Source organism: Pantoea sp. UBA7232, from assembly GCF_002473195.1.
Lineage (GTDB): Bacteria > Pseudomonadota > Gammaproteobacteria > Enterobacterales > Enterobacteriaceae > Pantoea > Pantoea eucrina.
In genome coordinates this window covers 1-25,031 of record NZ_DKTK01000016.1, presented here as the reverse complement: position 1 = coordinate 25,031, position 25,031 = coordinate 1, and the positions used below count along the sequence as shown (strand labels likewise).

Genomic DNA, 25,031 nt, shown 5'->3' with positions numbered 1-25,031 from the left:
GCGGTAAACTTTACGCCATATTTTCTCAACAGACGGAAACAACGGATGACCAGACATTTTGACTACCTCGCTATCGGCGGCGGCAGCGGCGGCATCGCCTCCATTAATCGTGCAGCCATGCACGGCCAGACGTGTGCGCTGATCGAAGCGAAAGAGCTGGGTGGCACCTGCGTTAACGTCGGTTGCGTGCCCAAAAAAGTGATGTGGCATGCGGCACAGATCGCCGAAGCCATTCATCTGTATGGACCCGATTACGGCTTTGATACTACGGTGAACCGCTTTGACTGGGCCACGCTGGTAAAGAACCGCAGCGCCTATATCGATCGCATTCACACCTCTTATGACAACGTGCTGGGCAAAAACAAAGTCGAAGTCATCAAAGGCTTTGCCCGCTTTGTGGATGCGCACACGGTGGAAGTTAATGGTGAAACGATCACCGCCGATCATATTCTGATCGCCACCGGCGGACGCCCGGTGCGCCCTGCTGTGCCAGGTGCCGAATATGGTATCGATTCTGACGGTTTCTTTGAGCTGGGATCCTTACCGCGGCGCGTGGCCGTAGTGGGCGCAGGCTATATCGCCGTCGAGCTGGCAGGCGTGGTCAACGCGCTGGGCGCGGAAACGCATCTGTTCGTGCGTAAACACGCTCCGCTGCGCAGTTTCGATCCGCTCCTGAGCGAAACGCTGGTGGAGGTGATGCAGGCGGAAGGCCCGCAGCTGCACACCGAAGCGACGCCTAAAGCCGTGGTTAAAAATGCTGACGGCAGCCTGACGCTGCAGCTGGAAAATGGCAGCGAACAGACGGTGGATTGCCTGGTCTGGGCTGTGGGACGTGAACCGGCAACCGATAATCTTAACCTTGACGTGACCGGCGTTGCGCTCGATGAGAAAGGCTATATCCGCGTCGATAAGTTTCAGAATACCAGCGTCGCAGGTATTTATGCGGTAGGAGATAACACCGGTGCCGTCGAGCTGACGCCGGTAGCGGTGGCGGCAGGCCGTCGTCTCTCTGAGCGTCTGTTTAACAACAAACCGGATGAGCATCTCGACTACAGCAATATTCCGACAGTGGTGTTCAGCCATCCGCCGATTGGCACGGTGGGCCTGACCGAACCGCAGGCGCGCGAGCAGTATGGTGATGACCAGGTGAAAGTCTATAAATCCTCTTTTACCGCCATGTACACCGCGGTCACGCAGCATCGCCAGCCGTGCCGCATGAAGCTGGTCTGCGTCGGCCCGGAAGAGAAGATTGTCGGTATTCACGGCATCGGCAGCGGCATGGATGAGATGCTGCAGGGCTTTGCCGTGGCGCTGAAGATGGGTGCCACGAAAAAAGATTTCGACAATACCGTGGCGATTCACCCCACCGCAGCGGAAGAGTTTGTGACGATGCGTTAACAAAAAGGCGCCCGGACGGGCGCCTTTTTTGATCGCCGTAGCCGGTTACCAGGAGACGGTAATTTTGCCAAAGTGGCTGGCGCCCTGCTGATGGCGGAACGCCGCCGGCAGATCGTCAAGCGCCGCAAAATGCTCACCAATCACCGGCCGCATCGCAATCTGCTCCAGCGCCCGCACAAACTCCTGCTGCTGCCGGCGATGGCCCACTATCAGCCCCTGGATCCGCGCCTGCTTCGCCATCAACAGCGAGGTCGGGATCACGCCTTCATGGCCGGTCAGTACGCCAATCAGCGCGATATGTCCGCCGATACGCACCGCTTTGATCGACTCTGCCATGGTGCCCGGTCCGCCCAGCTCAATCACCACGTCCGCACCGATCCCATCCGTCAGCTGCTGTACTTCGCTGCCCCACCCGGGCGTGGTGCGGTAGTTAATGCCGGCATCGGCGCCCAGCTCGCGCGCACGCGCCAGCTTCTCATCAGAGGATGAGGTGACAATCACCCGCGCGCCCATCGCTTTAGCGATCTGCAGTGCGGTAATGGAGACGCCGCCGGTGCCGAGCGTAACGATAGTATCGCCCGCCTTGATCTGCGCATCGCCTACCAGCGCCCGCCACGCCGTCAGCCCGGAGGTGGTGATAGTGGCCGCTTCAGCATGGCTCCAGCCGCGCGGCGCCAGGGTGAAGTGATGCGCCGGGCGCACCACGGTTTCCGCGGCAAAGCCCTGCGCGCCATCTCCCGGCGTGCGGGTGAAGTCGCCCACGCGGGCGTAAGGCAGGCCATCCTGCCACTGCGGGAAAAAGCAGGAAACCACGTGGTCGCCGGGGCGGAATTCGCTGACGCTGCTGCCCACCGCCTCCACGACGCCGGCGCCGTCCGCCATCATAATGCGCCCCGCTTCGGTCGGAATCGATCCGTCGGCAACCAGCAGATCGTGATAATTAAGTGAGGTGGCGTGGATACGGACGCGGATCTCGTCAGCGGCGGGCTTGCCGGGATCGGGCAGATCCACCAGCCGCAGATTATCCAGCCCGCCGGGCTGGTTAAGAATCATCGCTTTCATTCGCTTTTCTCCTGTCAGGACACAATAACGCGTTACCAGGCTTTTCGCGGAAAGCCCCTTCCTTTTAGGTAGGGGATGCAGAGCGAAGCGCCCGCAAGGGCGCTAATGAGGGCGGCTCTGATCCTCAATATATTTTTTTATCACTTCAGGGGGCGCACCGCCCACGGTTCCAGCGAAATAAGACGGCGACCAGAGCGCGTCTGACTTCCACGCGGGCTTATGCAATTCAGGATGATGCAATTTCATCTTGCGACTGCTAACCCCTTTCAGGCTATTAACCAGCTTGCTGATCGCCACCTTCGGCGGGAAGTTAAGCAGAATATGAACGTGATCCGCCCCCCCGTTAAACTCCACAACTTCGCATTCAAATTGTTCGCATACGTTGCGAATTATCTTTTCCAGCGTTTCCAGTTGCACGGCGTTAAACACCTTGCCCCGATACTTAGTGATAAAGATTAAATGGCAGTGCAGCACAAAGACACAATGCCGCCCCGTTCGATAAGTTAACTCCATAGACCAACCTTGTAAACATGCTTCAAATTGCGTAGTGTAGCGAACTATGAATGTTAAGACCAAAACCTTATCAGTCAGAGTTAAAGACAAACACGCCGCTTTATTGCGCCAAATGGCGTATGAGGTGAATCAGATCTTTAATCTGGCAAACGAGATAACCAGCAAGGCATATAGCAATGCTGGCGAGTTTGGTGCGCAGGTTCCAAAGTGGCTAACCGCATATGATGTTCAAAAGCAGACCGCCGGACTCCGCAAGGAAAAAGGCTATCTGATCGATAGCGCCAGCATTCAGGAAGTGATCGCCGTCCACGGCAAAGCCCGCAAGCAGTTTAAACGGGCAAAATTGCGCTGGCGTATCAGCGGCGGATCTAAACGCTCGTTAGGCTGGATTCCGTTTAAAGTCGGTTTTGCGAAGTGGCAAAATGGGCAAGTTAAGTTTGCTGGCAAGCTGTTTAAAGTGTGGGATTCATACGGCTTGAGCGCCTATAAATTCCGCGCGGGTAGCTTCTCCGAAGATAGCCGGGGGCGCTGGTATTTCAACGTAGCAGTAGACTACACCGCACAGCCAACCGAAGGCGTTAGCGCCGTTGGTATCGACTTAGGGTTAAAGGATATTGCTACCACGTCAGACGGTGAAAAGCTGGCGGCGGGGCGGTTCTATCGTGATCTTGAATCGTCGTTAGGCAAGGCACAACGGGCGAACAAAAAGCGCCGTGTGAAGGCTATATACGCCAAAATTAAAAACCGTCGCAAAGACGCATTGCACAAATTCAGTACAGCTATTGTGAATGCGAATGCGGCGATCTTCGTGGGCGACGTGAGCACCAGCAAGCTAATCAAAACAAAGATGGCAAAAAGCGTTTTAGACGCTGGCTGGTCAATGCTCAAAACACAACTGGAATATAAAGCGATTGCGCGATCAGCCGTGTTTCAGGTAGTCAACGAAAGCTATTCCACCCAGGCTTGTTCGTGTTGTGGGGCGCTATCCCCCAACAGTCCGAAAGGTAGAGCAGGCTTGCGAATAAGAGTATGGACTTGTAGCGAGTGCGGAACGCTACATGATCGCGATGTGAACGCGTCAAAGAATATACTCGCGGCGGGGCATCGCCGTCTGGCTGTAGGAATCCCCGCCCTTTAGGGCGGGGAGGATGTCAACGGTTACTGAGTGTGGCAGTGCAACAGCATTCCCGCCTGGTAGGGTGTGCGGCAGGTGCGCCGCAGCGATCAGCTCAGTTTATCGAGCCAGCGCACATACGCCTGGTCCCAGAGCGCAGCAGGCGTGCCCGCTTTACCCAGGCCAAATCCGTGCCCGCCGCTGCTGAGCTCAATCAGCTCAACCGGTACGCGCATGCGCCGGCAGACGTCGCGCATCAGTTCGGTGTTGTAAGGATTAGAGGTGCGATCGTCCTCTGCCTGGGCGAGAAACGTCGGCGGATAGGCGCGGGTAACATAGTTTTGCACGGACCAGTTCGCCGCCTGGGTCGCGGTGGCGTGCGCCCCCACCATCATCAGGCGGGTCTGCGTATGCTGAAACGGCGCTTCCAGCGTGATCACCGGGTAGATAAGCCCCACGCTGCTGGCTGAAGGCACGATCTCATCCAGCGCGTCCTGCTGCGGATAAGTGCGAAAGTCAGGTCGCGCGGCGGCCATGCCCAGCAGATGGCCGCCGGCCGAAAAGCCGAGCAGGTGCACTTTCGACTCCATCGCGCGCACCATGCGAATGGCGCGCTGTGCATCCTGCAGCGGTGCCAGATTGCCCGCCTGCCACTTTTCACCGGGCAGGCGATAGCTCAGCACATAGGCGGTATATCCATTGGCATTCAGCCAGCGCGCCACCGGCCACGCCTCCCGGCCCATGCCGATGAAGCGATAGCCACCGCCCGCGGCAATCAGTACCGCCTCGCCGTTGGGGTTTTCCGGACGAAAGCGCTGGATAGCGGGTGAAACGATATTGGTCCATGAGCCTTTAGTATTGACCCTTAACAGGCCGGACGGACCGCCTCCACCCGGCGGCTCATCCGGCCAGAGCGGAATGATGTCATCACGGGCAAACAGCTTGCCGGTGGTCATCGCGAGAACGGTTGCCCCGCTCGCCTGTAAAAAACGACGACGTGTCATCATGTTGCGTGCCAGCCACTCTCAGGAAACACCCGGCCACGGGTCAGATTATTGGTGTGACGAAAGTCTGATTTCTATCCGGCGATAATGTACGCATTCCGCACCAAAAAGCCATAAAAAAACGCGCCATAAAAGGCGCGTATAACGTGATGGCTGCCGCTGCTGCCGCGGTGGCACATACCGCAAAGCGGCGGCTTAATCCTGCTGCTGAAACTGCGTCATGACGGTCTGCTCGCACTGCTGCTGATCGTGGCGCAGCTTACCGCGCTCCTCTTCGCCGAGTTCCAGCCAGCCGTTGATCACTTCCTGCGCGATCTCTTCATCAAATTCAGTCTTGTTCATGGCAGAAGGTGACTGGCTGGCGGCCATTTGCGCCTTCAGCTTGGCGGTATAGCTCTCCATGTCACCGGTTTTCTGTTCGCTGCTGACCAGATGGCAGAGCTGGCCGGCGTAGACATTTTCCTGCGCATCCGCATCTGCCGCCAGCGCGCTGGCGGAAAGGGTTAAGCCCGTCAGGGCAATCAATAAGCGTTTCATAAAGGCTCCTGTTGTTTCCGGAAACTCAGGTTTCATCCTGTTGCGTGCGTGCCGCCTGGCGGGCAGCACGCCAGTTTAAAAGCGGTGTCACCGTGATACCGTGCAGCACCACGCTGCATACTACAATGGTCAGGGCCATATCCACCATCTGCTGCGCTTCAGCGCCCTGCAGGCCGTGCACCCAGGCAAAAGCGATATAGTTGATACTGCCGATCCCGCGAATGCCGAGCCAGCCAATCAGCAGCCGGCGCGCGCGCGGCATTTCGCAGCGCCAGGTGGTGAGCCAGACCGCCAGCGGTCGCACCACGACAAACAGCAGCAGCGCCAGGCCGATGCCCATCGGATTCCAGTGGTGCGCCAGCGTAATGCCCAGCACCACCATCAGCGCGGCAGCCAGCAGGCGCTCTACCGTATCGCCAAATGAGAGCGCATCGCCAATGACCAGACCCACGGACTTAACCATGCCGCCGCCGCTCTGCCGCACGCGCTGATTAGGATTCACCATGACTTCAGCCGGCAGATGCTGCTTCTCCTCCGGCAGATCTTCCAGCGGAAAACAGCGCGTGACGCGCAGTTCAGCGCGCCGCAGGCCGACGCCTGCAGCAAAGGTTGCCAGGAAGCCGGAGGCATCCAGCGCCTGCGAGGCGGCATAGCTGAACGCAATAAGCGCCAGCGCGAGAAAATCGTTTGGCGCCACATCGTCGTGCGCGCTGCGCAGCCGCGCCGCGAGCTGGCCGATAACGCGCCCCAGCAGATAGCCAATTGCAATACCCCCGCCAATAGACCAGAGCACATCCAGCGTCGCCCACTCCCCCAGGCTGGCGAGATCAAAGCCTTCCGGGCGCATCAGCAGCAGCGCCAGGATCAGCAGCGGCAGCGCCGAGCCATCGTTCATTCCCGCCTCGCTGGAGAGCGCAACGCGCAGCGCATCATCATCGCGCGCATCGTTGACTGAAATCAGGCTGGCCAGCACCGGATCGGTTGGCGCAACAATGGCGCCAAACGCCAGCGACAGCGGCCAGTTAAAGCCGGTGATCCAGTGCACCAGGCACGCCATACCGCCTACCGTCAGCAGCATCGCCGGAAACGCCAGCCGCAGTCCGACCCGCCAGGCGTGCGCTTTCAGCGGCAGGCGCAGCTTCAGACCGGTGATAAACAGCGACGCGGCCATGGTGATTTCGGTGATATGCGCCACCAGCTCAGAGTGACCAACAATATCGATACGCAGCAGGTCCAGCACCCAGGGACCGCAGATAACCCCGGCGATAAGATAGAGGCCAAATGAGGTCACCGGCCCGCGGTGGATCCAGCCGGAGGCCAGTGACATGATCAGTAACAGACCGCCGACAACGGCGGTCCAGGCAAGGAAATTCATAACGCTCCGCTTTTCAAAAACATAACTCCCTTAAGCCTGGCACAGGATTGGAAATTAGTGTCTGAGATGCGCACTGCCCAGGCGTACCAGCAGCGCCAGCAGCGCCGCCGTCGTTGCCAGCGTGACCACGCCGTTCCAGCCAAAATGCGCCAGCGCCAGGCTGCCGAGGACCGCGCCGGCGGCCATGCCGACAAACACCACGGTAAACATCAGGGCATTCAGGCGGCTGCGCGCCTCAGGTGCCAGGCTGTAGACCAGCGCCTGGTGCGCCACCAGCGTCGCCTGCACCCCCAGATCAAATCCCACCGCACTCAGGATAATCACGCCCGGCTGCGCCGGCAGCGGCAGCAGCGGCAGCAGGAACATCAGCGCGAACGACACCATCACCAGCGCAGAGCCATACTGCGTCACCCGCGCCGGACCGATGCGATCGGCTACGCTGCCGGCCAGCGGAGCAGCCAGCGCCCCTGCCGCGCCCGCCAGGCCAAACGCACCCGCGATGGCACTGTCGAAATGAAAGCGCTCGCTCAGCATCAGCGCCAGCGTTGACCAGAAGGCGCTGAATCCCACCGATAGCAGCCCCTGTGCCAGCGCGGCGCGGCGCAGCGTCTGATGCTGACGCCACAGCTGCGCCAGCGACAGCAGCAGGCGCGGATAGCTGACGGCGGTACCGGGTGTGAAGCGCGGCAGCACGCGCCAGAGCGCCAGCGTCATCAGCAGCATGGCACCCGCAGCGATAAAATAGAGCGTGCGCCAGCCGGCATACTCCGCCACCAGGCCGCTGATCACGCGCGACAGCAGAATGCCCGCCAGCAGCCCGGTCATTACCACGCCAACCGTCTTGCCCCGGCGATGCTCCGGTGCCAGCGCGGCAGAGGCGGGCACAATATCCTGCGCGACGGTAGCGGTCAGCCCGGTGACAAAGCTGGCGATCAGCAGCGCGCCGATTCCGCCAGCAAAGCCACACAGCAGCAGCGACGCCACCAGCAGAAGCCCCTTAATCAGAATAATGGTCCGCCGGTCATGGCGATCGCCCAGCGGGGCCAGCAGCAGGATCCCCAGCGCATAGCCCGCCTGCGTCAGCATCGGCACCATACCGGTGCTGCTGATGCCGGTATTAAACGTTTTACTGATGATGTCCAGCATGGGCTGACTGTAGTAGATAGAGGCGACGCTCAGGCCGGCACCGGCGGCAAGCGTAAACAGCAGCGGAGCGGGAAGCGTTTCTGCGCGACGGGCAGATGACGATAAAACAGACATAGGTGGCTCTCCTGAAAAGTTGCGCCTATTAAAGCGCGCGGCAGCCATACGCGGTAGAGTGTGGCAGGACACAACCGTTATACGTGGCACGTATGAATAACCTGACCAGCACCGATCGTATTGCCCTGATGCAGACCTTTATCCGTATCGTTGAGAGTGGCTCCCTCTCCGCCGCCGCGCGACAGCTTAATACCACCCAGCCCACCGTCAGCCGCCGGCTGCAGGCGCTGGAGCACTATCTCGGCCTGAAGCTGATACTGCGCACCACCCATGCGCTCAAGCTGACCGATGACGGGGAGCGCTGCTATACGCAGGCGCGCCAGCTGCTGGCAACGTGGTATGCGCTGGAGGATGAACTGACCGGCTCGCATGACGAACCGGCGGGCACGCTGCGGGTGCGCGCACCACACGCTTTCGGGCAGGATCAGCTGATTACGCCGCTGGTCGCCTGGCTGGAGCGCTATCCGCGTCTGAATGTAGAGTGGATGCTTAACGATCGCACGCCGGACTTTATCAGTGAAAACGTGGACTGTGCGATTCAGGTCGGTGCGCCGGACGATCCGGGCATAGTGGCCGTGCTGCTGGCGGAAGTGCCGCGTATTGTAGTGGCAGCGCCGGCGCTGCTGGCCGCCCATCCGCCCGTGACGCAGGCAGAAGAACTGACACAGCTGCCGTGGCTGGCGCTGACCAGCTTTTATCGCAATGAGATTGCGCTGCAGCGCGTCAGCGATAGCGCAATGGTGAACCTGGCGATCGCGCCGCGGCTCGCCAGCGACAGCCTTTATGCGGTGCGCAAGGCCGCGCTGGCCGGAATGGGCGTGGCGCTGGTTTCATCGTGGGTGGTACAGGACGATCTGGAGAGCGGCGCGCTGGTGCAGCTGCTGCCGGCGTGGCAGGCGCCGCCGCTGCCGGTCTGGCTGACCTACCCGTGGGCCAGCTACTATCCGGCAAGGCTGCGCCATTTTTTTACGCTGATTAAAACGGTCATGCCGCAGCTGCTCGGCACCCGCCCCCCGGCACGCTGAGCAGATCAGCCAGCGTGCTTTTTCTCCATTTTTGACATGTTATCCAGCCAGCCCATAACAAACGCGGAGAGCACAAAGGTCAGATGGATGATCACGTACCACATCAGCTTGTCGTTGGCGACGTTGCGCGCATCCATAAAGATACGCAGCAGATGGATAGAGGAGATCGCCACAATGGAGGCGGCGACTTTATTTTTAAGCGAGCCGGAGTCCATCTTGCCCAGCCAGCTCAGCTTCTCTTTGTGTTCGGCGATATCGAGCTTCGAGACAAAGTTTTCATAGCCGGAGAGCATCACCATCACCAGCAGCCCTCCGACCAGTGTCATGTCAACCAGCGACAGCAGCAGCAGGATCAGATCGTTTTCCGCAATGCTGAGGATGTTCGGCAGCAGATGGAAAATTTCCTGAAAAAATTTAACGGTCAGCGCCAGCAGGCCCAGCGAAAGTCCAATGTAAACCGGTGCCAGCAGCCAGCGGGATGAATACATCAGGTTTTCGGTAAAACGTTCCATAAGTTTCCATAAGTTAGCAGCGAAGCTGCCGAGTATACCCGAACTTGTGTGAAGTTATTTAAGTGCGGCCTCGGAAATTTCCGGCGGCGCCGGGAGCGGGAGCGACAGACGAAACTCAGCGCCGCCGCTGGCACGGTTTTCCGCCCAGATGCGTCCGCGATGCGCTTCAGTGATGGTCTTGCTGATCGCCAGCCCCAGTCCGACCCCCGGTACGGCAGACTCTTTATCACCCCGGGCAAACTTTTCAAAAATCTGCGTCAGGCTGTCGCCCGCGATGCCCGGCCCGCTGTCCCAGACGCCAATCTCCAGCCTGCTGCCGTCGCGCCAGGCGCGAATACCGTGCTGCGCCGCGTTACCGGCATACTTCAGGCTGTTCTCAATCAGATTGGAAAATACCCGCTCCAGCATCGCGCTGTCGCCTTTAATCAGTACCAGCTCGGACGGCAGCGCCAGCTCAAACGCGTGACCTTTAAGCATCGGCCCCATGCTGCGCAGCGCGCCATCGATCACCTCATCCAGCGCCACCCACTCTTCGCGCAGCTGCAGGCCGCCGGACTGAATGCGCGCCATATCCAGCATATTGCTGACCAGACGAATCGTGCTCAGCGTCTGTTCACGGATCTGGCCGGCCTGCGCGACAAACGGCGACTGCGCATGCGCCAGATCGAGCATCAGCATCTCTGCCTGACCAAACAGCACCGTCAGCGGCGTGCGTAAATCGTGTGACAGAGCCGATAGCAGCGCATTGCGCAGCTGCTCGCGCTCTGCTGCGAGGCGCGAAGCCGCTTCGCTCTGCGTCAGCGCCATGCGCTCCAGCGCGTTGGCGATCAGCACGGTAAACGTCTCCACCAGCCGCTGCTGCTCCGGGATCATCAGCTGGCGCAGGTTCTCCGGCTCAACCACCAGCAGACCCCGGCACTGCTGGCCGCTCTTCAGCGGAACAATCTGGTAGGGCACGGCCGGCAGCGTATCGGTACCGGCGCCGGCAGGCTGACCTTTGCTGTAGCTCCATTTTGCGATTCCGGCATCGGGCGGCGTGCCGCGTAAGTCCGGTCCGGTTGCCTGCAGCTCCCCCTGCTCATCGGGCAGCAGCAGCTGACTGCGCGCCTGCAGCGTCACCTCAATCACTCGCTGTGCGGTAGCGGCAATATCCTGCGGCGTCAGCGCGCTGCCGAGCGATTTCGCCATTTCATAGAGGTAGCGGGCGCGCTGCTCGCGATAGCGCGCCACCCTGGCCTGGTAGCGCACCCCGGCGGTGAGATTCCCGACGATCACGCCGACCGCCAGCATCACGCCAAAGGTAACCAGATACTGCAGGTCAGAGACGGCGACGGTGCCGGTGGGCGCGACAAACATCAGATCAAACGCGACGATATTGATCACGGTGGCAAACACCGAGGGCCAGCGCCCGTAGCGCAGTGCCACCAGCACGACCGACAGCAGATAGATCATGACGGCGTTGGCGCTGTCGAACTCTGCAAGCAGGCCGCGTCCGATAAACGTCACCGCGAGGCAGAGCAGCAGCGCCATGATGCAGCCGCGCAGCCGCAGCCGCCACTTATCGCTGCTGACCGGTTTGCTGCTGGTCGCATGCAGCGCCGGGCGCAGCGGCTCATCCAGCGCCACGACCAGCAGATCGAGATCCGGCCCCAGCTCGCCGAGACGCTGGGCGAAGCTGTCGCGGCGGAAGCGCCGGTGCGGCTGGCGTCCGGCGACAATTTTGCCCAGATTATGCTCCCGCGCGTAGCGCAGCACCGCGCGCACCTCATCGGGATCGGCGAGCGTGGCCGTTTCCGCGCCCAGCTCCTGCGCCAGCTGTAGCGTACGCAGGATCGCGCGCCGCTGCGCCTCCGGCAGGCGATGCAGGCGCGGGGTTTCCACATAAACGGCGTGCCAGACGCTGCCGAGCCGCGCGGCCAGACGTGCGGCGGTTCGCACCAGCTTTTCGCTGCCGGTATCATCACCAATACAGAGCAGAATTGCATCCCGCGTATGCCAGACCCGATCGCGTCCCTGCTGGTCACGCCAGGCGCGCATCTGATCGTCCACGCGATCGGCGGTGCGACGCAGCGCCAGTTCACGCAGCGCAAACAGATTGCCTTTGCGGAAAAAGTTTTCAATCGCGCGCTCGGCCCGGTCGCCGACGTAGACTTTGCCCTCTTTCAGCCGCTGACGCAGATCGTCCGGCGGCAGGTCCACCAGCACTACCTCATCCGCGCTGTCAAAAAAGGGATCGGGCACGGTTTCGCGCACCTGAATTCCGGTGATACCGGCTACTACGTCATTGAGGCTTTCGAGGTGCTGCACGTTTACCGTGGTGATGACATCGATGCCGGCATCAAGCAGCTCGTCAATATCCTGCCAGCGTTTGGGATGGCGCGCGCCCTGAACGTTGGTATGCGCCAGCTCATCCATCAGGATCACCGCCGGATGACGCGCCAGCGCCGCATCCAGATCGAACTCCGTGTGGTGCGAGCGACCGGTGGTGCGACGCGGCAGCAGCGTCAGGCCATTCAGCAGCGCGGCCGTTTCTGCGCGATTGTGGGTTTCCACGATACCGGCCAGCACATCCAGCCCCTGCGCGCGCAGCCGCTGCGCCTCCTGCAGCATCGCAAAGGTTTTGCCCACGCCGGCACAGGCGCCAAAATAGATTTTCAGCTTGCCGCGATGGCTGTCGCTATGGCTGAGCAGCAGCGCATCGGGGTCCGGACGAGGCAGTTCATCATTCATGTCGTTCAAATAGTGAATTCCGTACGATCAGTGAAAGGGTCGCCATACATGGCGACCCTGCGTTGCAGGGTGCGCATTTATGCGCACCGAATGTGCCTCATCCCTGCAAATTATCCAGCGCCATATTGAGCCGCAGCACGTTCACCGTCTCTTCGCCGATAAACGGCAGCAGCGGACGCCCGGTGTTACGCGCAATCAGCGCCTCAACGTCTTTCAGCGTCATATTGCGCGCTGCCGCAATGCGCGGCGCCTGCCACAGCGCGGCTTCAGGAGAGATATCCGGATCCAGGCCGCTGCCTGAAGCGGTGACCAGCTCCACCGGCACCGCTGACGGCGCCTGCGGATTCGCCGCCCGCAGCGCGGCCACGCGCGCGGCTACGGCGCTGTCCAGCGCCGGGTTACTCCCGGCCAGGTTGCTGCCACCGGAAGCCTGCGCGTTATAAGGCCGCTCCGCCGTGGTCGATGGCCGACCCTGGAAATAGCCGGGCTGAGTGAACTGCTGCCCAATCAGCGCTGAGCCGCGCACGCTGCCCGCCTGCCTCAGCAGCGAACCGCTCGCCTGCTGCGGAAACCACCACTGTGCCAGCCCGGTGGTCAGCAGCGGATAGAGAACACCGGTAAACAGCATCAGCACCATAAACAATACAACAGCCGGACGTAACTGACTCATCTCTCTTCTCCTTACACCAGGCCTGACAGCGTGAGCAGCAGGTCAATCGCTTTAATACCGATAAAAGGCACCACCAGCCCGCCCGCACCGTAAATCCACAGATTGCGTCGCAGCAGCGCTGCCGCGCTCACCGGCCGGTAACTCACCCCTTTCAGCGCCAGCGGAATAAGAAACACAATCACCAGTGCGTTGAAGATCACCGCCGACAGGATCGCGGAGGCGGGAGAGTGCAGCGCCATGATATTGAGCATGCTGAGCTGCGGGTAGGTCACGGCAAACGCCGCCGGAATGATGGCAAAATATTTCGCCACGTCGTTGGCGATGCTAAAGGTGGTCAGCGACCCCCGCGTCATCAGCATCTGCTTACCGATATGCACCACCTCCAGCAGCTTGGTCGGATTCGAGTCGAGATCGACCATGTTCCCCGCCTCTTTCGCCGCCTGGGTGCCGGAGTTCATCGCCACCGCGACATCCGCCTGCGCCAGCGCAGGCGCATCGTTGGTGCCGTCGCCGGTCATCGCGACCAGCCGTCCTTCTGACTGATACTGACGGATCAGTGCCAGTTTAGCCTCCGGCGTCGCTTCTGACAGAAAGTCATCCACGCCCGCCTCTGCGGCGATAGCCGCTGCGGTCAGCGGGTTGTCGCCGGTGATCATCACGGTTTTAATGCCCATCCGGCGCAGTTCAGCAAAACGCTCTTTGATGCCGCCTTTGACAATGTCTTTCAACGCCACCACGCCCAGAACCTGCGCGCCTTCGGCTACCACCAGCGGCGTGCCGCCCGCGCGCGCGACCTCCTCAACCCGGGCGTTGACCTCCGCCGGAAAGCGTCCATTGCCGGCGTCGATATAGCGGCGCACGGCGTCCACGGCGCCTTTACGGATCAGCCGCTCCTGCACGTTCACGCCGCTCATGCGGGTCTGAGCGGAAAAAGGGATAAAGCTGGCGCCCATTGCGCTGAGATCGCGTTCGCGCAGGTTAAACCGCTGCTTCGCCAGCACCACAATACTGCGTCCTTCCGGCGTTTCATCTGCCAGTGAGGCGAGCTGTGCCGCATCCGCCAGCTGCTCTTCGCTGACGCCTGGCGCGGGCAGAAACTGCGTCGCCTGGCGATTACCGAGCGTGATGGTGCCGGTTTTATCCAGCAGCAGCACGTCAACGTCCCCTGCCGCCTCCACCGCGCGTCCGCTGGTGGCGATCACGTTTGCCCCCAGCATGCGGCTCATGCCCGCCACGCCAATGGCCGACAGCAGGCCACCAATCGTGGTGGGAATAAGACAGACCAGCAGCGCCACCAGTACCGTGACGCTGACCGGTGTACCGCCGTACGCGGAAAATGGCCACAGCGTGGCGGTCGCCAGCAGAAATACGATGGTCAGTGAAACCAGCAGAATGGTCAGCGCGACCTCATTCGGGGTTTTACGACGTTTTGCGCCCTCCACCATGGCGATCATTCGATCGAGAAAGGTTTCGCCCGGATTGACGCTGCACCGGATCACCAGCCAGTCAGACAGAATGCGCGTGCCGCCGGTAACGGAAGCAAAATCACCGCCGGACTCGCGTATCACCGGCGCCGATTCGCCGGTAATGGCGCTCTCATCTACCGACGCGCCGCCCTCCAGTACATCGCCGTCGCACGGGATCACATCGCCCGCCTCAACCAGGACCACGTCACCTTTGCGCAGCGTATCCGCAGAGACTGGCTGCCATGCAGCACCATAGTGCGCTGCCGCAAGCTTCTTCGCCTCGCTGGTTTTCTTAATGCCTTTCAGGCTGTTGGCCTGCGCCTTGCTGCGCCCTTCCGCCAGCGCTTCTGCAAAGCTGGCGAACAGCACGGTTATCCAGAGCCAGAAGGCAATGGCGCCGGTAAAGCCGGCGCTGCCGCTCAGCCAGCCCGCCAGCATGCCGCCGGCCAGCAGCGACGTCAGCACGCTGCCCAGCCATACCAGAAACATCACCGGGTTGCGAAACTGCACGCGCGGATCGAGTTTTTTAACCGCATCCAGCAGCGCGGTACGGGTCAGCTGCGCATCAAACAGCGCCAGTTGTTGACGACTCATGATTGCGTTATTCCTGAATCAGTTGCAGATGTTCCGCGACCGGCCCAAGCGCCAGCGCGGGAATAAAGGTCAGCGCACCCACCAGCAGCACGGTGCCTGTAAGCAGGCCGATAAACAGCGGACCGTGCGTCGGCAGCGTACCGTTACCCGCGGGCTGAACGTTTTTCGCCGCCAGCGATCCGGCAATCGCCATAACCGGAATAATGATGCCGAAGCGGCCAGCCAGCATGCAGACGCCGAGCAGCAGGTTCCAGAACGGCGTGTTGGCGCTGAGTCCGGCAAAAGCGCTGCCGTTGTTATTTGCCGCAGATGAGACCGCATAGAGTATTTCGCTGAATCCGTGAATGCCGGGGTTGGCCATCGCCGCGCGACCGGCATCGGTCATCAGCGCCAGTGCGGTACCCAGCAGCACCAGCGCGGGCGTGACCAGAATCGCCAGCGCGGTCATTTTCATCTCCCACACGTCGATTTTTTTACCGCGATACTCCGGCGTGCGCCCGATCATCAGCCCGGCGATAAACACCGCCAGCAGAACGAACAGCAGCATGCCGTACAGCCCTGCGCCCACGCCGCCGAATACCACTTCGCCCAGCTGCATCAGCCACATCGGCACCATGCCGCCCAGCGCGGTAAAGGAGTCATGCATTGCATTAACCGCGCCGCAGGAGGCTGCCGTGGTAATTACCGCGAACAGGCCCGAGTTGAGTATGCCGAAGCGCGTCTCCTTGCCCTCCATGTTGAGCGCGCTGTCAGCGCCCAGCGCCAGGAAATGCGGGTTGCCCCGTACCTCTGCCCACATCACCGCCGAGGCCGCGAGGACAAACAGAATACTCATGCTCCACAGCAGCATATGGCCCTGCCGGCGATCGTTCAGGTGCTGCCCGAACGTAAAGCAGAGCGACGCCGGGATCAGGAAAATGCTCAGCATCTGAACAAAGTTGGTCAGGGCGGTCGGATTCTCAAACGGGTGGGCAGAGTTCGCGTTAAAGAACCCACCGCCGTTGGTGCCGAGCATCTTGATGGCTTCCTGTGAGGCTACCGGACCGAGCGGCAGCGTCTGCTGTGCGCCCTCCAGCGTGGTGAGGGTGTGATACGCCGCAAAGCTCTGGATAGTGCCCTGGCTGACATAAAACAGCGCAATCACCAGGCTGAGCGGCAGCAAGACGTAGAGCGTGATGCGCGTCAGGTCACGCCAGGCGTTGCCGAGCGTCGCCAGCGAGCGGTTAGCAAACCCGCGCATCAGGGCAAACGCTACGGCGATACCGGTTGCCGCAGAGAGAAAGTTTTGTACCGTCAGCCCCGCCATCTGGCTGAAGTAGCTCAGGCTGCTCTCACCGCCATACGCCTGCCAGTTGGTATTGGTGACAAAGCTTACCGCAGTGTTAAACGCCAGATCCCAGCTCAGGCCCGGCATCTGCTGCGGATTAAGCGGCAGCGCCCCCTGCAGCATCAGTATCGCCAGCAGCACCACGAAGCCCACGGCGTTAAACAGCAGCAGCGCCAGCAGATAGTGCTGCCAGCGCATCGCCGCTGTGCCGCTGCCCGTCAGCTGCCACAGCAGGTGCTCGGTGCGCGGCAGCAGCGGTTTATCCGCCACCAGCTGCGCCAGAAACCGACCCAGCGGCTGCGCCAGCGCCATCAGCACCAGCAGAAACAGCGCGATCAGTAAGAATGCATTCGCCGCCATCAGAATGCCTCCGCATTAAGCAGGGCATAAACCAGATAGCCCAGCAACAAAATCAGCAGCACAATGCCCGCTATTACGCCCACGCTCACAGCAACCTCCGGAGTAGTCAGTAGTGCGACAAGCATGCGCGGCGCGGCATAAAGAAGGGATAAAAAGGCGGAGGACGGGCGTAAAGAAAGTATAAATATGGCGTAAAATTAAGCGCTTTCCAGCGCCCAGACGCGGTTAAGGTCGATGTTCTGCCACAGCGACCCCTCTTCAGCACCGGTAATGCTGTCGGTACAGAAACTGTCGCCTAAATCGACAATTTCCGGTTTCACTTCGCGCCGGGCATGCAGCGACCAGAAGACGTGCAGTTTAGGCTTCAGCAGCGATTTTTCACCCGCCTGCACCACCAGCGCGACCCGTCCCGACGCCAGACGTACCAGCGATCCGACCGGATAGATGCCAATCGACCGAACAAAACTGTGCAGCAGCGCGGGATCGAAATGGCCGCGCCAGCTCAGCATATTGTGCATCGCTTCTGCAGGCGTCCAGCCTTTACGGTAGGGACGATGCGAGGTGAGCGCGTCATAGACATCACAGACGGAGGCCATGCGGGCATAGAGCGTGATCTCCTCGCCGCGCAGGCCGTGCGGGTAGCCGCTGCCGTCAAATTTTTCGTGATGATGCAGCGCCACATCCAGCAGATCGTAGCCGGCGTCCGCCTCCATCAGCATCTGCGCGCCAACAATCGGGTGTTCACGCATGACTGCGAACTCATCGTCGCTCAGCTTGCCGGGCTTATTGAGGATCGCCAGCGGCACGGCCGCTTTGCCGACATCGTGCAGCAGCCCAGCCATGCCTGCGCGACGCAGCCGATCGGCCTCCAGCCCCAGCTTCTTACCGAGCGAGATCATCAGCCCGCATACCGCCATGGAGTGCAGATAAGTGTAGTCATCGTGATTTTTCAGGCGCGCCACGCTGAGCAGCGCTGAAGGCTCACGCGCAATCGATCCCGCTATCTGATCAACCAGATTGAGCGTGAAGCTGAGATCGAGGCGCTGCCCCATACGGGCCTCATTAAACATCGCCAGCACGCGCGGCTTGCCCTGGGCGAAAATCTGCTGCGCCTGATCCAGCTCGCGGAAAAAGGCACTTTCCGCAACCGGCGCTCTGACGGGCTGGCTGTGCGGGATCGGCACCGACTTATCGAGATCGATCCAGACCTGGCGGATCCCTTCACTGCGGATCATGGCGATCTGGCGGCGGTCAGTGATCAGCATAAGGTTGCGAATGCGCCGATCTTTCAGCCACCAGACCTCAAGTTTGTGGATAAACATGCCCTCTTGCAGTTCGTCCACGGAAATCAGCTTTATCACACGTACTCTCCTGACTCGCTGTGGATGGTAAGGAGGGGTATCGGCAGCTGATCAAAAAATCTTCAGAGGCGTTTTGTGCGGCTGTGAGCCCGCCGGTAAAGCGCACATTTTCCCGCGGGTGCCCTTTACCGGTGGCGGTGAACAGACTACCGGCTCAGAGCGCCTTCGCCCTGCTCACGGCGCGGCGTGCGCGTCTGACCCGCAGGCGTCTGGCTCTCTGCGCGCTGAATCGGTCCCATCACCAGCAGAAACAGCAGGGCCGCGATAATACAGTGCGCGCCAACAAACAGCAGGCCAACGCTGTAGCTGCCGGTCAGGCCGACAATAATGCCAAACAGTAGCGGCGTGATGAAGCCAGCCATATTGCCGATACCGTTGAAGATGGCACCCGCCAGCCCTACCGCCTCTTTTGGCGCGGTATCGCTGACAATGGTCCAGGTGCCCGCGCCCGCCGCCACGCCCTTGCCGAAGAACGCGAAAGACATGATAGCGATAATACCGGCGTTGGTCGGGATCACCGCAGCCAGCGTCAGCGAAGCCGCCATCACCATACCGGCGATAAACGGCCCCTTGCGCGCCCAGGAGAGGCTCCAGCCGCGCGCCAGCAGCCTGTCAGAGAGGAAACCGCCGCTGATGCCGCCGAGAAATCCAAACAGCGCCGGCGCAATGGTGGCAAAACCGGCATCCATGATATTCATGCCGCGCGCCTGAACCAGATAGATAGGGAACCAGGTAATGAAGAAGTAGCTGAGTGCAATCGTGCAGTACTGCCCCAGATAGGCGCACCACAGCATGCGGCTGCTGAGCAGCAGTTTAAACATGCGTTTATCGACCGGAGGACGGGCTTTCAGCGTCTCTGCGGCATCAATATCCACCAGCGCACCGCCCTGCTTAATGTAGTCCAGCTCGCTTTTTGTCACGCGCGGATGCTGACGCGGCGTGTGCATCCACGCCATCCAGCCAAACACGGCCAGAATGCCGATGGTGCCCAGTACAAAGAACGGCCACTCCCAGCCAAACCGCATGACCAGCCAGCCTGAGATGGGCGAAAAAATGGCGACGGCAAAATATTGCGCCGAGGCAAACAGCGATGAGGCGCGGCCGCGTTCGGCTCCGGGAAACCACATAATGACCGCGCGGGCGTTGGCGGGAAAGCTCGGCGCTTCTATCAGCCCCAGCGCAAAACGCAGCGCGAACATCAGCGTCAGCGTCATGGTTACGCCGGCGGAGAACTCACCGACAAAGCCCATCAGCAGCGTGGAGACTGACCAGAGCACCAGCGTCGCGCCGTAGACTTTTTTGGTGCCGAAGCGGTCAAGCAGCAGGCCACCGGGGATCTGACCAATCACGTAAGCCCAGCTGAAGGCAGAGAGGATCAGGCCAAGCTGGATCGCCGAAAGACCAAACTCCTCTTTGATCGCGGAACCGGAGATCGACAGGATCGAACGGTCAGCATAGGCCACCACCGACAGAAACAGGATCAGGCACAGGATCCAGAGGCGCACACGGCTGGTTTCACTGCGGATTTGACGTTGCAACATAGGCTCAGTTCCTTGAAAGGGGAAGCGTCCTGTCGCGATGCGACAGGGATCAGCAATACCGCGCAATCTTTACTGTTCAGCAACTATAGAAAGCGGGCTGGTGCGCGGTCATTGTGCGGTTGCAGGGATCGACAGGTTAAAAACGGTCCCGCTTTCAGCGTTTGGCACAATGCCGCGTGCTGTGCCGCACAGATTGCCGATCTTTCTCCGGTGACCGCCGCAGAGTGTGCGCCAGGCGAAAGAAAAGGCGGCTGGCGCTGGCTATGTGGGAGCCGATCTGTGCTCCCGGCAGCAAAACGCGCACCGGCAGATTGTCAGGCTTGCGCGCCGATCGTAGTCTCAAATGGTTGCAAAAGGTCATTTTTAATTTTACTGAAACATTTGTTCCACCCTCTCTTCTCTCATGCTCTGGAGTACGCAATGAAAACAGTAAAAGCGGTGCTGCTGGTGGGATTGCTTTCGGCTTCTGCGTCGTCGCTGGCGGATAAAATCGGCGTGTCGATGGCCTACTTTGATCAGAACTTTTTAACCATCATCCGCCAGTCGATCGATAAAGAGGCGAAAGCGCGCGGGCTGGCGGTGCAGTTTGAAGATGCACGCGGCGATGTCGGCCGTCAGACCGATCAGGTACAGAGTTTTATCGGCGCGGGCGTGGATGCCATCATTGTCGATCCGGTGGACTCGGCCAGCACGCCGCAGCTGACCCGTCTGGCACAGCAGGCAAAAATTCCGCTGGTGTATGTGAACCGTACGCCGGGCGATAAAACGCTGCCGCCAGGAGTGGTGTTCGTGGGCTCGGATGAGCGTGAGTCGGGCACGCTGCAGATGGAAGCGCTGGCTAAAATGGCTGATTACAAAGGCAATGTGGCGATTATGATCGGCAATCTCACTGATGCCGGTGCCCTGCAGCGCACGAAAGATGTGGAGCAGGTGGTAGCAAAATATCCCGGCATGAAAGTGGTGCAGAAACAGCCGGCTAACTATGCACGCAACGAAGGCATGGATTTAATGCTTAACTGGCTTGGCAACGGCGAGGCGATTGATATTGTCGCGGCGAACAACGATGAGATGGCGATTGGCGCAGCCATGGCGCTGGCAAAAAGCAACAAAAAGCTGCTGATTGGCGGCATTGACGCCACGCCGGATGGTCTGCAGGCGCTGGCGCAGGATAAAATTCAGGTCACCGTATTTCAGGACGCCATCGGCCAGGGCAAAACGTCCGTTGAGGTCGCGCAAAAGCTGATTGCCGGTGAAAAAGTCGCTTCTCACGTCTGGATCCCGTTTGAGCTGGTCACCAAAGAGAATATGCAGAACTACGTTAAAAAGAGCCAGTAGCCCCGCCTGAGAACGCAGCAGAGCCGCACGGTGCGGCGGCTCTGCTGTCAGCTCTTCTTTTCGTGCGCTTCAGAAGACGCGCGCAGCGTCACTGAGGGTCGCGCAGTTTCGCCATCACCACAATATCGTGATAGTCGCCATCGCGCAGGCACGCTTTGCGCTTTACGCCCTCATGCTCAAAGCCCAGACGCGTATAGAGGCGCAGCGCGCGCGCGTTGTCATGAAACGCTTCCAGCTCCACGCGGATAATCCCCATCCAGTTAAAGGCGTAGTCGAGCCCGGTGCGGATTAGCTGCTCACCGATGCCGCGTCCGGCAAACGCCGGATCAACGCTGATGCCAAAGCTCAGGCTGTGGCGGGTGCGCAGCCGCTGTTCGGTAAACAGCGTCAGTTCGCCTACCAGCTGTCCCTCCAGCTCAGCGACAAATGCGATATAGCCTTCAGCGTCCATGCGCTCAAATTTTTTCTCCCACGTGGCCACGCTGGGAAAGGGCAGCTGCGTGGTCCAGCGATATACCTCTGGCTGACTGTAGAGACGCTGGTAAGCCGCGGCGTCGCGCGGTTCGCGGCCGCGAATCTTTATCTCCATATCCGTGATCTCCATCTGATTGCACTAAGCTGTTAACTCTGACCTTCCGGAAAGAGTGACCCTATGTTGTTTCGCCGTTTTGAACGTTTTATCAATATTTTTCAGGATGCACCAACGGATTCTCCCCCCGCCACCCTCGGCGCGTTCTATCGCTACTATCTGCGTCAGGTATGGCCAGGTTTCGCCGCGCTGCTGGTAGTGGGCCTGGCGCAGGCGCTGATTGAAGTGGCGCTGTTCAGCTATCTCAGCCGCATTATCGACCTCGTCAGCCATGCCACGCCGGCGACGCTCTTCAGTGAACACTGGCCGACGCTGCTCTGGATGGCGGCGGTGGCGCTGATCCTGCGGCCGGTGGTGATCGCCCTGCACGACCTGCTGGTTCACCAGAGCATCAACCCCGGCATGACCAGCATGATCCGCTGGCAGCATCATAACTATGTACTGCGCCAGAGCCTGAACTTCTTTCAGAACGATTTTGCCGGCCGCATCGCCCAGCGCATCATGCAGACCGGCAACGCGCTGCGCGATTCAGCGGTACAGCTGGTGGACGCCATCTGGCATGTGGTGATTTACGCCGGTACCTCGCTGGTGCTGTTTGCAGAAGCGGACTGGCGGCTGATGATCCCGCTGGTAATCTGGCTGATCGCTTACAGCTTGTCACTGCGCTTTTTTGTCCCGCGCGTGAAGCAGCGGTCGGTGGTCTCTTCAGAGGCGCGATCGCGCCTGATGGGCACCATTGTGGATGGTTACACCAACATTGCCACCATCAAGCTGTTTGCGCATACCGATCTGGAGAAGCGCTACGCACGCGAGGCGATTCAGGACCAGACCGACAAAACCCGCCACGCCAGCCGCATGGTGACCAGCATGGACATCACGCTCTCTGCGCTCAATGGCCTGCTGATTGTCAGCACCTCCGGGCTGGCGCTGTGGCTCTGGAGCCAGTCGCTGATCAGCGTCGGCGCCATTGCGCTGGCGACCGGGCTGGTGATCCGGCTGGTGAATATGTCAGGCTGGATCATGTGGGTGGTGAACGGTATTTTTGAAAATATCGGCATGGTGCAGGATGGGCTGGGTACTATTGCGCAGCCGCTCAGCGTCCAGGATGCGCCGGCGGCGCCACCGCTGCGGGTGACGCGCGGTCAGATCCGCTTTGAAGATGTGCGCTTTGATTATGGCACTAACCGTCAGGTGATTAACCGGCTGAATCTGACGATTAAACCGGGTGAAAAAATCGGCCTGATTGGCCCTTCCGGTGCCGGTAAATCCACGCTGGTGAATCTGCTGCTGCGCCTGTATGACCTCAACGGCGGCCGCATTGCGATTGACGATCAAAACATTGCGGATGTGACTCAGGCGAGCCTGCGCGGGCAGATTGGTATGATCACGCAGGATACCTCACTGCTGCACCGTTCCATCCGCGACAATCTGCTCTATGGTCGTCCCGACGCCACGGAAGCGGAGCTGCAGGCGGCCATCACGCAGGCGCGTGCCGATGAGTTTATTCCGCTGCTCTCTGATTCTCAGGGGCGCACCGGGCTGGAGGCGCACGTCGGTGAGCGCGGCGTCAAGCTCTCCGGCGGTCAGCGACAGCGTATCGCTATCGCCCGCGTGCTGCTCAAAGATGCGCCGGTTCTGATTATGGATGAAGCCACCTCGGCGCTGGACTCTGAAGTGGAAGCGGCCATTCAGGAGAGCCTGGAGAGCCTGATGCAGGGCAAAACGGTGATCGCTATCGCCCATCGTCTGTCGACCATTGCGAAGATGGACCGGCTGGTGGTGCTGGAGCAGGGGGAGATCGTGGAGATGGGCAATCATCACGAGCTGCTGGCGCAGAACGGTCTCTATGCCCGCCTGTGGCAGCATCAGACCGGCGGTTTTGTCGGCACCGATTAATCGCCGCGCCGGAACGGCAGGGCTGCACGCGCCTCATCGGCCCAGTCGTGCACCCCTGCCCGTTCCTGCTGCAGAAAATCCTCCACCGCCGCGCGCAGTCCCGGATGCGCCAGATAGTGCCACGAGTGCGTTATCACCGGCTCAAAACCGCGCACCAGTTTGTGCTCACCCTGCGCTCCCGCATCAAAGCGCTGCAGCCCTTCTGCGATAGCAAACTCCATGCCCTGATAGAAACAGGTTTCAAAATGCAGGCGGTCAAACTCTGCCAGACAGCCCCAGTAGCGGCCATAAAGCGTGGTGCTGTCGCACAGGTAAAAGGCCATCGCGGCAGGCCGCTCATCCAGCGTGGCGATAACCACGCGAATCGCCTGCGGCATACGCTCTGCCAGCAGACTGAAAAATGCACGCGTCAGGTAAGGACGCTGGCCGCGTACCGCATAGGTGCTGACGTAGCAGGTGTAGACAAAATCCCACTGATCCTCCCGCAGTTCATCACCGCGATACCAGCTAAAGACAAAGCCGCTCTGCTGCACCAGCTCCCGCTCTTTGCGCAGCTGCTTGCGTTTACGCGACATCAGCGTATCAAGAAAGTCGGCAAAGTCGCGGTAGTGACGGTTGTGCCAGTGATACTGCAGGCCGAGGCGCATCAGCCAGTCGGACTGCTCTGCGATCAGGGCATTGGCGGACGGCGTGGTGAAGTTGATATGCGCCCCGCTTATCTGTCGCGCCAGCAGCGCGTCCGGCAGCGCGGTCAGCAGCTGAGTGATGGCGGACGCTTCGCCCAGCAGACGCTGCCCCGTTACCGGACTGAACGGAACGGCACCGAGCCATTTGGGGTAGTAGCGGATCCCCGCGCGCTGGCACGCCTCGGCCCAGGCCTGATCGAAGACATATTCTCCGCGCGAGTGGGATTTAACATAGCCCGGTAGCGCAGCGACGGTTTTGCCCTGCTCCCGCCAGAGCAGGTGTGCCGGCTGCCAGCCCGTTTCAGCGCGCACGCTGCCGCTCTCCTCAAGGGTGGTCAGAAAGGCGTGGCGTAAAAAGGGCTGATCGTCAGGCAGCAGCGCGTCCCATTCAGCAGCCGCGATCTCCGTCAGTGATGATAGAAAATGCAGTGACATGCAGCTCTCCCGGCCAGGGGCGCCCTTTATGACGCCCGGATGAATGCGTATACGATACGTCACGGCGCCCTTTCCCGCCATGATGCAATGCAGGGGCGGTGCGAGCTGCGGCCAGGGGCGCATTAATGCACCCCCTGCGATGCCCCCGTAGGGGCGCCATTAATGGCGTCCTGGGTTAATGCGCGGGCGGAACATAATGACGCCATTAATGGCGCCCGGGGTTAATCCGCGTGCGAAACGC

21 protein-coding genes are annotated in these 25,031 nt (G+C 60.4%); 5 read left to right on the top strand and 16 right to left on the bottom strand.

Annotation, left to right across the window (positions count from 1 at the left end):
* Window positions 1–45: 45 nt before the first annotated feature.
* Complete coding sequence (gorA, locus tag B4056_RS13645) at window positions 46–1,398, top strand: glutathione-disulfide reductase (RefSeq protein ID WP_094112215.1); 1,353 nt, start codon at window positions 46–48, stop codon at window positions 1,396–1,398.
* A 45-nt stretch (window positions 1,399–1,443) separates the two neighbouring features.
* Here the strand turns inward: gorA and B4056_RS13640 are convergent, their stop codons facing one another.
* Both B4056_RS13640 and tnpA read right to left on the bottom strand, forming a co-directional pair.
* Entirely contained in the window at window positions 1,444–2,460 is a 1,017-nt protein-coding gene (locus tag B4056_RS13640; protein WP_288655015.1) for a zinc-dependent alcohol dehydrogenase family protein, read from the bottom strand.
* Between the two features lie 102 nt (window positions 2,461–2,562).
* Window positions 2,563–2,973 carry an IS200/IS605 family transposase gene (gene tnpA, locus B4056_RS13635; RefSeq protein WP_094112217.1) on the bottom strand — a complete coding sequence of 137 codons (411 nt, stop codon included), beginning with the start codon at window positions 2,971–2,973 and terminating at the stop codon, window positions 2,563–2,565.
* A 46-nt stretch (window positions 2,974–3,019) separates the two neighbouring features.
* On the opposite strand from tnpA, the gene B4056_RS13630 reads away from it, so the two are divergent.
* A complete protein-coding gene (locus B4056_RS13630) occupies window positions 3,020–4,111 on the top strand; it encodes an RNA-guided endonuclease InsQ/TnpB family protein (protein WP_150035021.1) in 1,092 nt (363 codons plus the stop codon).
* An 86-nt stretch (window positions 4,112–4,197) separates the two neighbouring features.
* Here the strand turns inward: B4056_RS13630 and B4056_RS13625 are convergent, their stop codons facing one another.
* The 4 genes from B4056_RS13625 to B4056_RS13610 all read right to left on the bottom strand — a co-directional run bounded on the left by B4056_RS13625 (window position 4,198) and on the right by B4056_RS13610 (window position 8,263).
* On the bottom strand, window positions 4,198–5,094 hold the full coding sequence (locus B4056_RS13625) for an alpha/beta hydrolase (RefSeq protein ID WP_039381033.1): 897 nt from the start codon (window positions 5,092–5,094) through the stop codon (window positions 4,198–4,200).
* A 192-nt stretch (window positions 5,095–5,286) separates the two neighbouring features.
* Window positions 5,287–5,628 (bottom strand): hypothetical protein, encoded by a 342-nt coding sequence (locus B4056_RS13620; protein ID WP_039381035.1) that lies wholly within the window; start codon window positions 5,626–5,628, stop codon window positions 5,287–5,289.
* Window positions 5,629–5,653: 25 nt separating this feature from the next.
* Window positions 5,654–7,003, bottom strand: coding sequence for a cation:proton antiporter (locus B4056_RS13615; protein ID WP_094112218.1), 1,350 nt, complete (start codon window positions 7,001–7,003; stop codon window positions 5,654–5,656).
* Window positions 7,004–7,057: 54 nt separating this feature from the next.
* Window positions 7,058–8,263, bottom strand: coding sequence for an MFS transporter (locus B4056_RS13610; protein WP_094112219.1), 1,206 nt, complete (start codon window positions 8,261–8,263; stop codon window positions 7,058–7,060).
* Between the two features lie 92 nt (window positions 8,264–8,355).
* On the opposite strand from B4056_RS13610, the gene B4056_RS13605 reads away from it, so the two are divergent.
* Window positions 8,356–9,288 carry a LysR family transcriptional regulator gene (locus B4056_RS13605; RefSeq protein WP_039381040.1) on the top strand — a complete coding sequence of 311 codons (933 nt, stop codon included), beginning with the start codon at window positions 8,356–8,358 and terminating at the stop codon, window positions 9,286–9,288.
* 5 nt (window positions 9,289–9,293) lie between these two features.
* On the opposite strand, the gene B4056_RS13600 is transcribed toward B4056_RS13605, so the two are convergent.
* The 8 genes from B4056_RS13600 to B4056_RS13565 all read right to left on the bottom strand — a co-directional run bounded on the left by B4056_RS13600 (window position 9,294) and on the right by B4056_RS13565 (window position 19,849).
* A complete protein-coding gene (locus B4056_RS13600) occupies window positions 9,294–9,800 on the bottom strand; it encodes a TIGR00645 family protein (RefSeq protein ID WP_039381043.1) in 507 nt (168 codons plus the stop codon).
* Between the two features lie 54 nt (window positions 9,801–9,854).
* Window positions 9,855–12,530 carry a two-component system sensor histidine kinase KdpD gene (gene kdpD / locus B4056_RS13595; RefSeq protein WP_113655571.1) on the bottom strand — a complete coding sequence of 892 codons (2,676 nt, stop codon included), beginning with the start codon at window positions 12,528–12,530 and terminating at the stop codon, window positions 9,855–9,857.
* A 97-nt stretch (window positions 12,531–12,627) separates the two neighbouring features.
* Window positions 12,628–13,200 carry a potassium-transporting ATPase subunit KdpC gene (gene kdpC, locus B4056_RS13590; protein WP_288655010.1) on the bottom strand — a complete coding sequence of 191 codons (573 nt, stop codon included), beginning with the start codon at window positions 13,198–13,200 and terminating at the stop codon, window positions 12,628–12,630.
* Between the two features lie 11 nt (window positions 13,201–13,211).
* Window positions 13,212–15,260, bottom strand: a complete 2,049-nt coding sequence (gene kdpB, locus B4056_RS13585; RefSeq protein WP_094112256.1) for a potassium-transporting ATPase subunit KdpB — start codon at window positions 15,258–15,260, stop codon at window positions 13,212–13,214.
* Between the two features lie 7 nt (window positions 15,261–15,267).
* On the bottom strand, window positions 15,268–16,947 hold the full coding sequence (gene kdpA / locus B4056_RS13580; protein WP_113655573.1) for a potassium-transporting ATPase subunit KdpA: 1,680 nt from the start codon (window positions 16,945–16,947) through the stop codon (window positions 15,268–15,270).
* Entirely contained in the window at window positions 16,947–17,036 is a 90-nt protein-coding gene (gene kdpF, locus B4056_RS13575) for a K(+)-transporting ATPase subunit F (protein ID WP_071669265.1), read from the bottom strand. Before kdpF ends, kdpA begins: the two co-directional genes overlap by 1 nt.
* A 108-nt stretch (window positions 17,037–17,144) precedes the next feature.
* Window positions 17,145–18,308: an HD-GYP domain-containing protein gene (locus B4056_RS13570; RefSeq protein WP_094112258.1), complete on the bottom strand. Its 1,164-nt coding sequence runs from the start codon at window positions 18,306–18,308 to the stop codon at window positions 17,145–17,147.
* Between the two features lie 146 nt (window positions 18,309–18,454).
* Window positions 18,455–19,849 carry an MFS transporter gene (locus tag B4056_RS13565; protein ID WP_094112259.1) on the bottom strand — a complete coding sequence of 465 codons (1,395 nt, stop codon included), beginning with the start codon at window positions 19,847–19,849 and terminating at the stop codon, window positions 18,455–18,457.
* A gap of 420 nt (window positions 19,850–20,269) precedes the next feature.
* Between B4056_RS13565 and B4056_RS13560 the strand changes: the two genes are divergently transcribed.
* Window positions 20,270–21,184, top strand: coding sequence for a sugar ABC transporter substrate-binding protein (locus tag B4056_RS13560; protein WP_094112260.1), 915 nt, complete (start codon window positions 20,270–20,272; stop codon window positions 21,182–21,184).
* Between the two features lie 88 nt (window positions 21,185–21,272).
* Here the strand turns inward: B4056_RS13560 and B4056_RS13555 are convergent, their stop codons facing one another.
* Window positions 21,273–21,773 carry a GNAT family N-acetyltransferase gene (locus B4056_RS13555; protein WP_071669262.1) on the bottom strand — a complete coding sequence of 167 codons (501 nt, stop codon included), beginning with the start codon at window positions 21,771–21,773 and terminating at the stop codon, window positions 21,273–21,275.
* Window positions 21,774–21,836: 63 nt separating this feature from the next.
* On the opposite strand from B4056_RS13555, the gene B4056_RS13550 reads away from it, so the two are divergent.
* Window positions 21,837–23,669, top strand: a complete 1,833-nt coding sequence (locus tag B4056_RS13550) for an ABC transporter ATP-binding protein (protein ID WP_094112261.1) — start codon at window positions 21,837–21,839, stop codon at window positions 23,667–23,669.
* Here B4056_RS13550 and B4056_RS13545 read toward each other — a convergent pair.
* Entirely contained in the window at window positions 23,666–24,790 is a 1,125-nt protein-coding gene (locus B4056_RS13545) for a GNAT family N-acetyltransferase (protein WP_094112262.1), read from the bottom strand. The two genes, B4056_RS13550 and B4056_RS13545, sit on opposite strands and share 4 nt — an antisense overlap.
* Between the last annotated feature and the right edge of the window lie 241 nt (window positions 24,791–25,031).

What these genes read in the sequence shown, in the direction of transcription:
- gorA (WP_094112215.1), top strand. Translation starts at nt 46, where the DNA reads ATGACCAGACATTTTGACTACCTCGCTATCGGCGGCGGCAGCGGCGGC.
- B4056_RS13640 (WP_288655015.1), bottom strand. Translation starts at nt 2,460, where the DNA reads ATGAAAGCGATGATTCTTAACCAGCCCGGCGGGCTGGATAATCTGCGG.
- tnpA (WP_094112217.1), bottom strand. Translation starts at nt 2,973, where the DNA reads ATGGAGTTAACTTATCGAACGGGGCGGCATTGTGTCTTTGTGCTGCAC.
- B4056_RS13630 (WP_150035021.1), top strand. Translation starts at nt 3,020, where the DNA reads ATGAATGTTAAGACCAAAACCTTATCAGTCAGAGTTAAAGACAAACAC.
- B4056_RS13625 (WP_039381033.1), bottom strand. Translation starts at nt 5,094, where the DNA reads ATGATGACACGTCGTCGTTTTTTACAGGCGAGCGGGGCAACCGTTCTC.
- B4056_RS13620 (WP_039381035.1), bottom strand. Translation starts at nt 5,628, where the DNA reads ATGAAACGCTTATTGATTGCCCTGACGGGCTTAACCCTTTCCGCCAGC.
- B4056_RS13615 (WP_094112218.1), bottom strand. Translation starts at nt 7,003, where the DNA reads ATGAATTTCCTTGCCTGGACCGCCGTTGTCGGCGGTCTGTTACTGATC.
- B4056_RS13610 (WP_094112219.1), bottom strand. Translation starts at nt 8,263, where the DNA reads ATGTCTGTTTTATCGTCATCTGCCCGTCGCGCAGAAACGCTTCCCGCT.
- B4056_RS13605 (WP_039381040.1), top strand. Translation starts at nt 8,356, where the DNA reads ATGAATAACCTGACCAGCACCGATCGTATTGCCCTGATGCAGACCTTT.
- B4056_RS13600 (WP_039381043.1), bottom strand. Translation starts at nt 9,800, where the DNA reads ATGGAACGTTTTACCGAAAACCTGATGTATTCATCCCGCTGGCTGCTG.
- kdpD (WP_113655571.1), bottom strand. Translation starts at nt 12,530, where the DNA reads ATGAATGATGAACTGCCTCGTCCGGACCCCGATGCGCTGCTGCTCAGC.
- kdpC (WP_288655010.1), bottom strand. Translation starts at nt 13,200, where the DNA reads ATGAGTCAGTTACGTCCGGCTGTTGTATTGTTTATGGTGCTGATGCTG.
- kdpB (WP_094112256.1), bottom strand. Translation starts at nt 15,260, where the DNA reads ATGAGTCGTCAACAACTGGCGCTGTTTGATGCGCAGCTGACCCGTACC.
- kdpA (WP_113655573.1), bottom strand. Translation starts at nt 16,947, where the DNA reads ATGGCGGCGAATGCATTCTTACTGATCGCGCTGTTTCTGCTGGTGCTG.
- B4056_RS13565 (WP_094112259.1), bottom strand. Translation starts at nt 19,849, where the DNA reads ATGTTGCAACGTCAAATCCGCAGTGAAACCAGCCGTGTGCGCCTCTGG.
- B4056_RS13560 (WP_094112260.1), top strand. Translation starts at nt 20,270, where the DNA reads ATGAAAACAGTAAAAGCGGTGCTGCTGGTGGGATTGCTTTCGGCTTCT.
- B4056_RS13555 (WP_071669262.1), bottom strand. Translation starts at nt 21,773, where the DNA reads ATGGAGATAAAGATTCGCGGCCGCGAACCGCGCGACGCCGCGGCTTAC.
- B4056_RS13550 (WP_094112261.1), top strand. Translation starts at nt 21,837, where the DNA reads ATGTTGTTTCGCCGTTTTGAACGTTTTATCAATATTTTTCAGGATGCA.
- B4056_RS13545 (WP_094112262.1), bottom strand. Translation starts at nt 24,790, where the DNA reads ATGTCACTGCATTTTCTATCATCACTGACGGAGATCGCGGCTGCTGAA.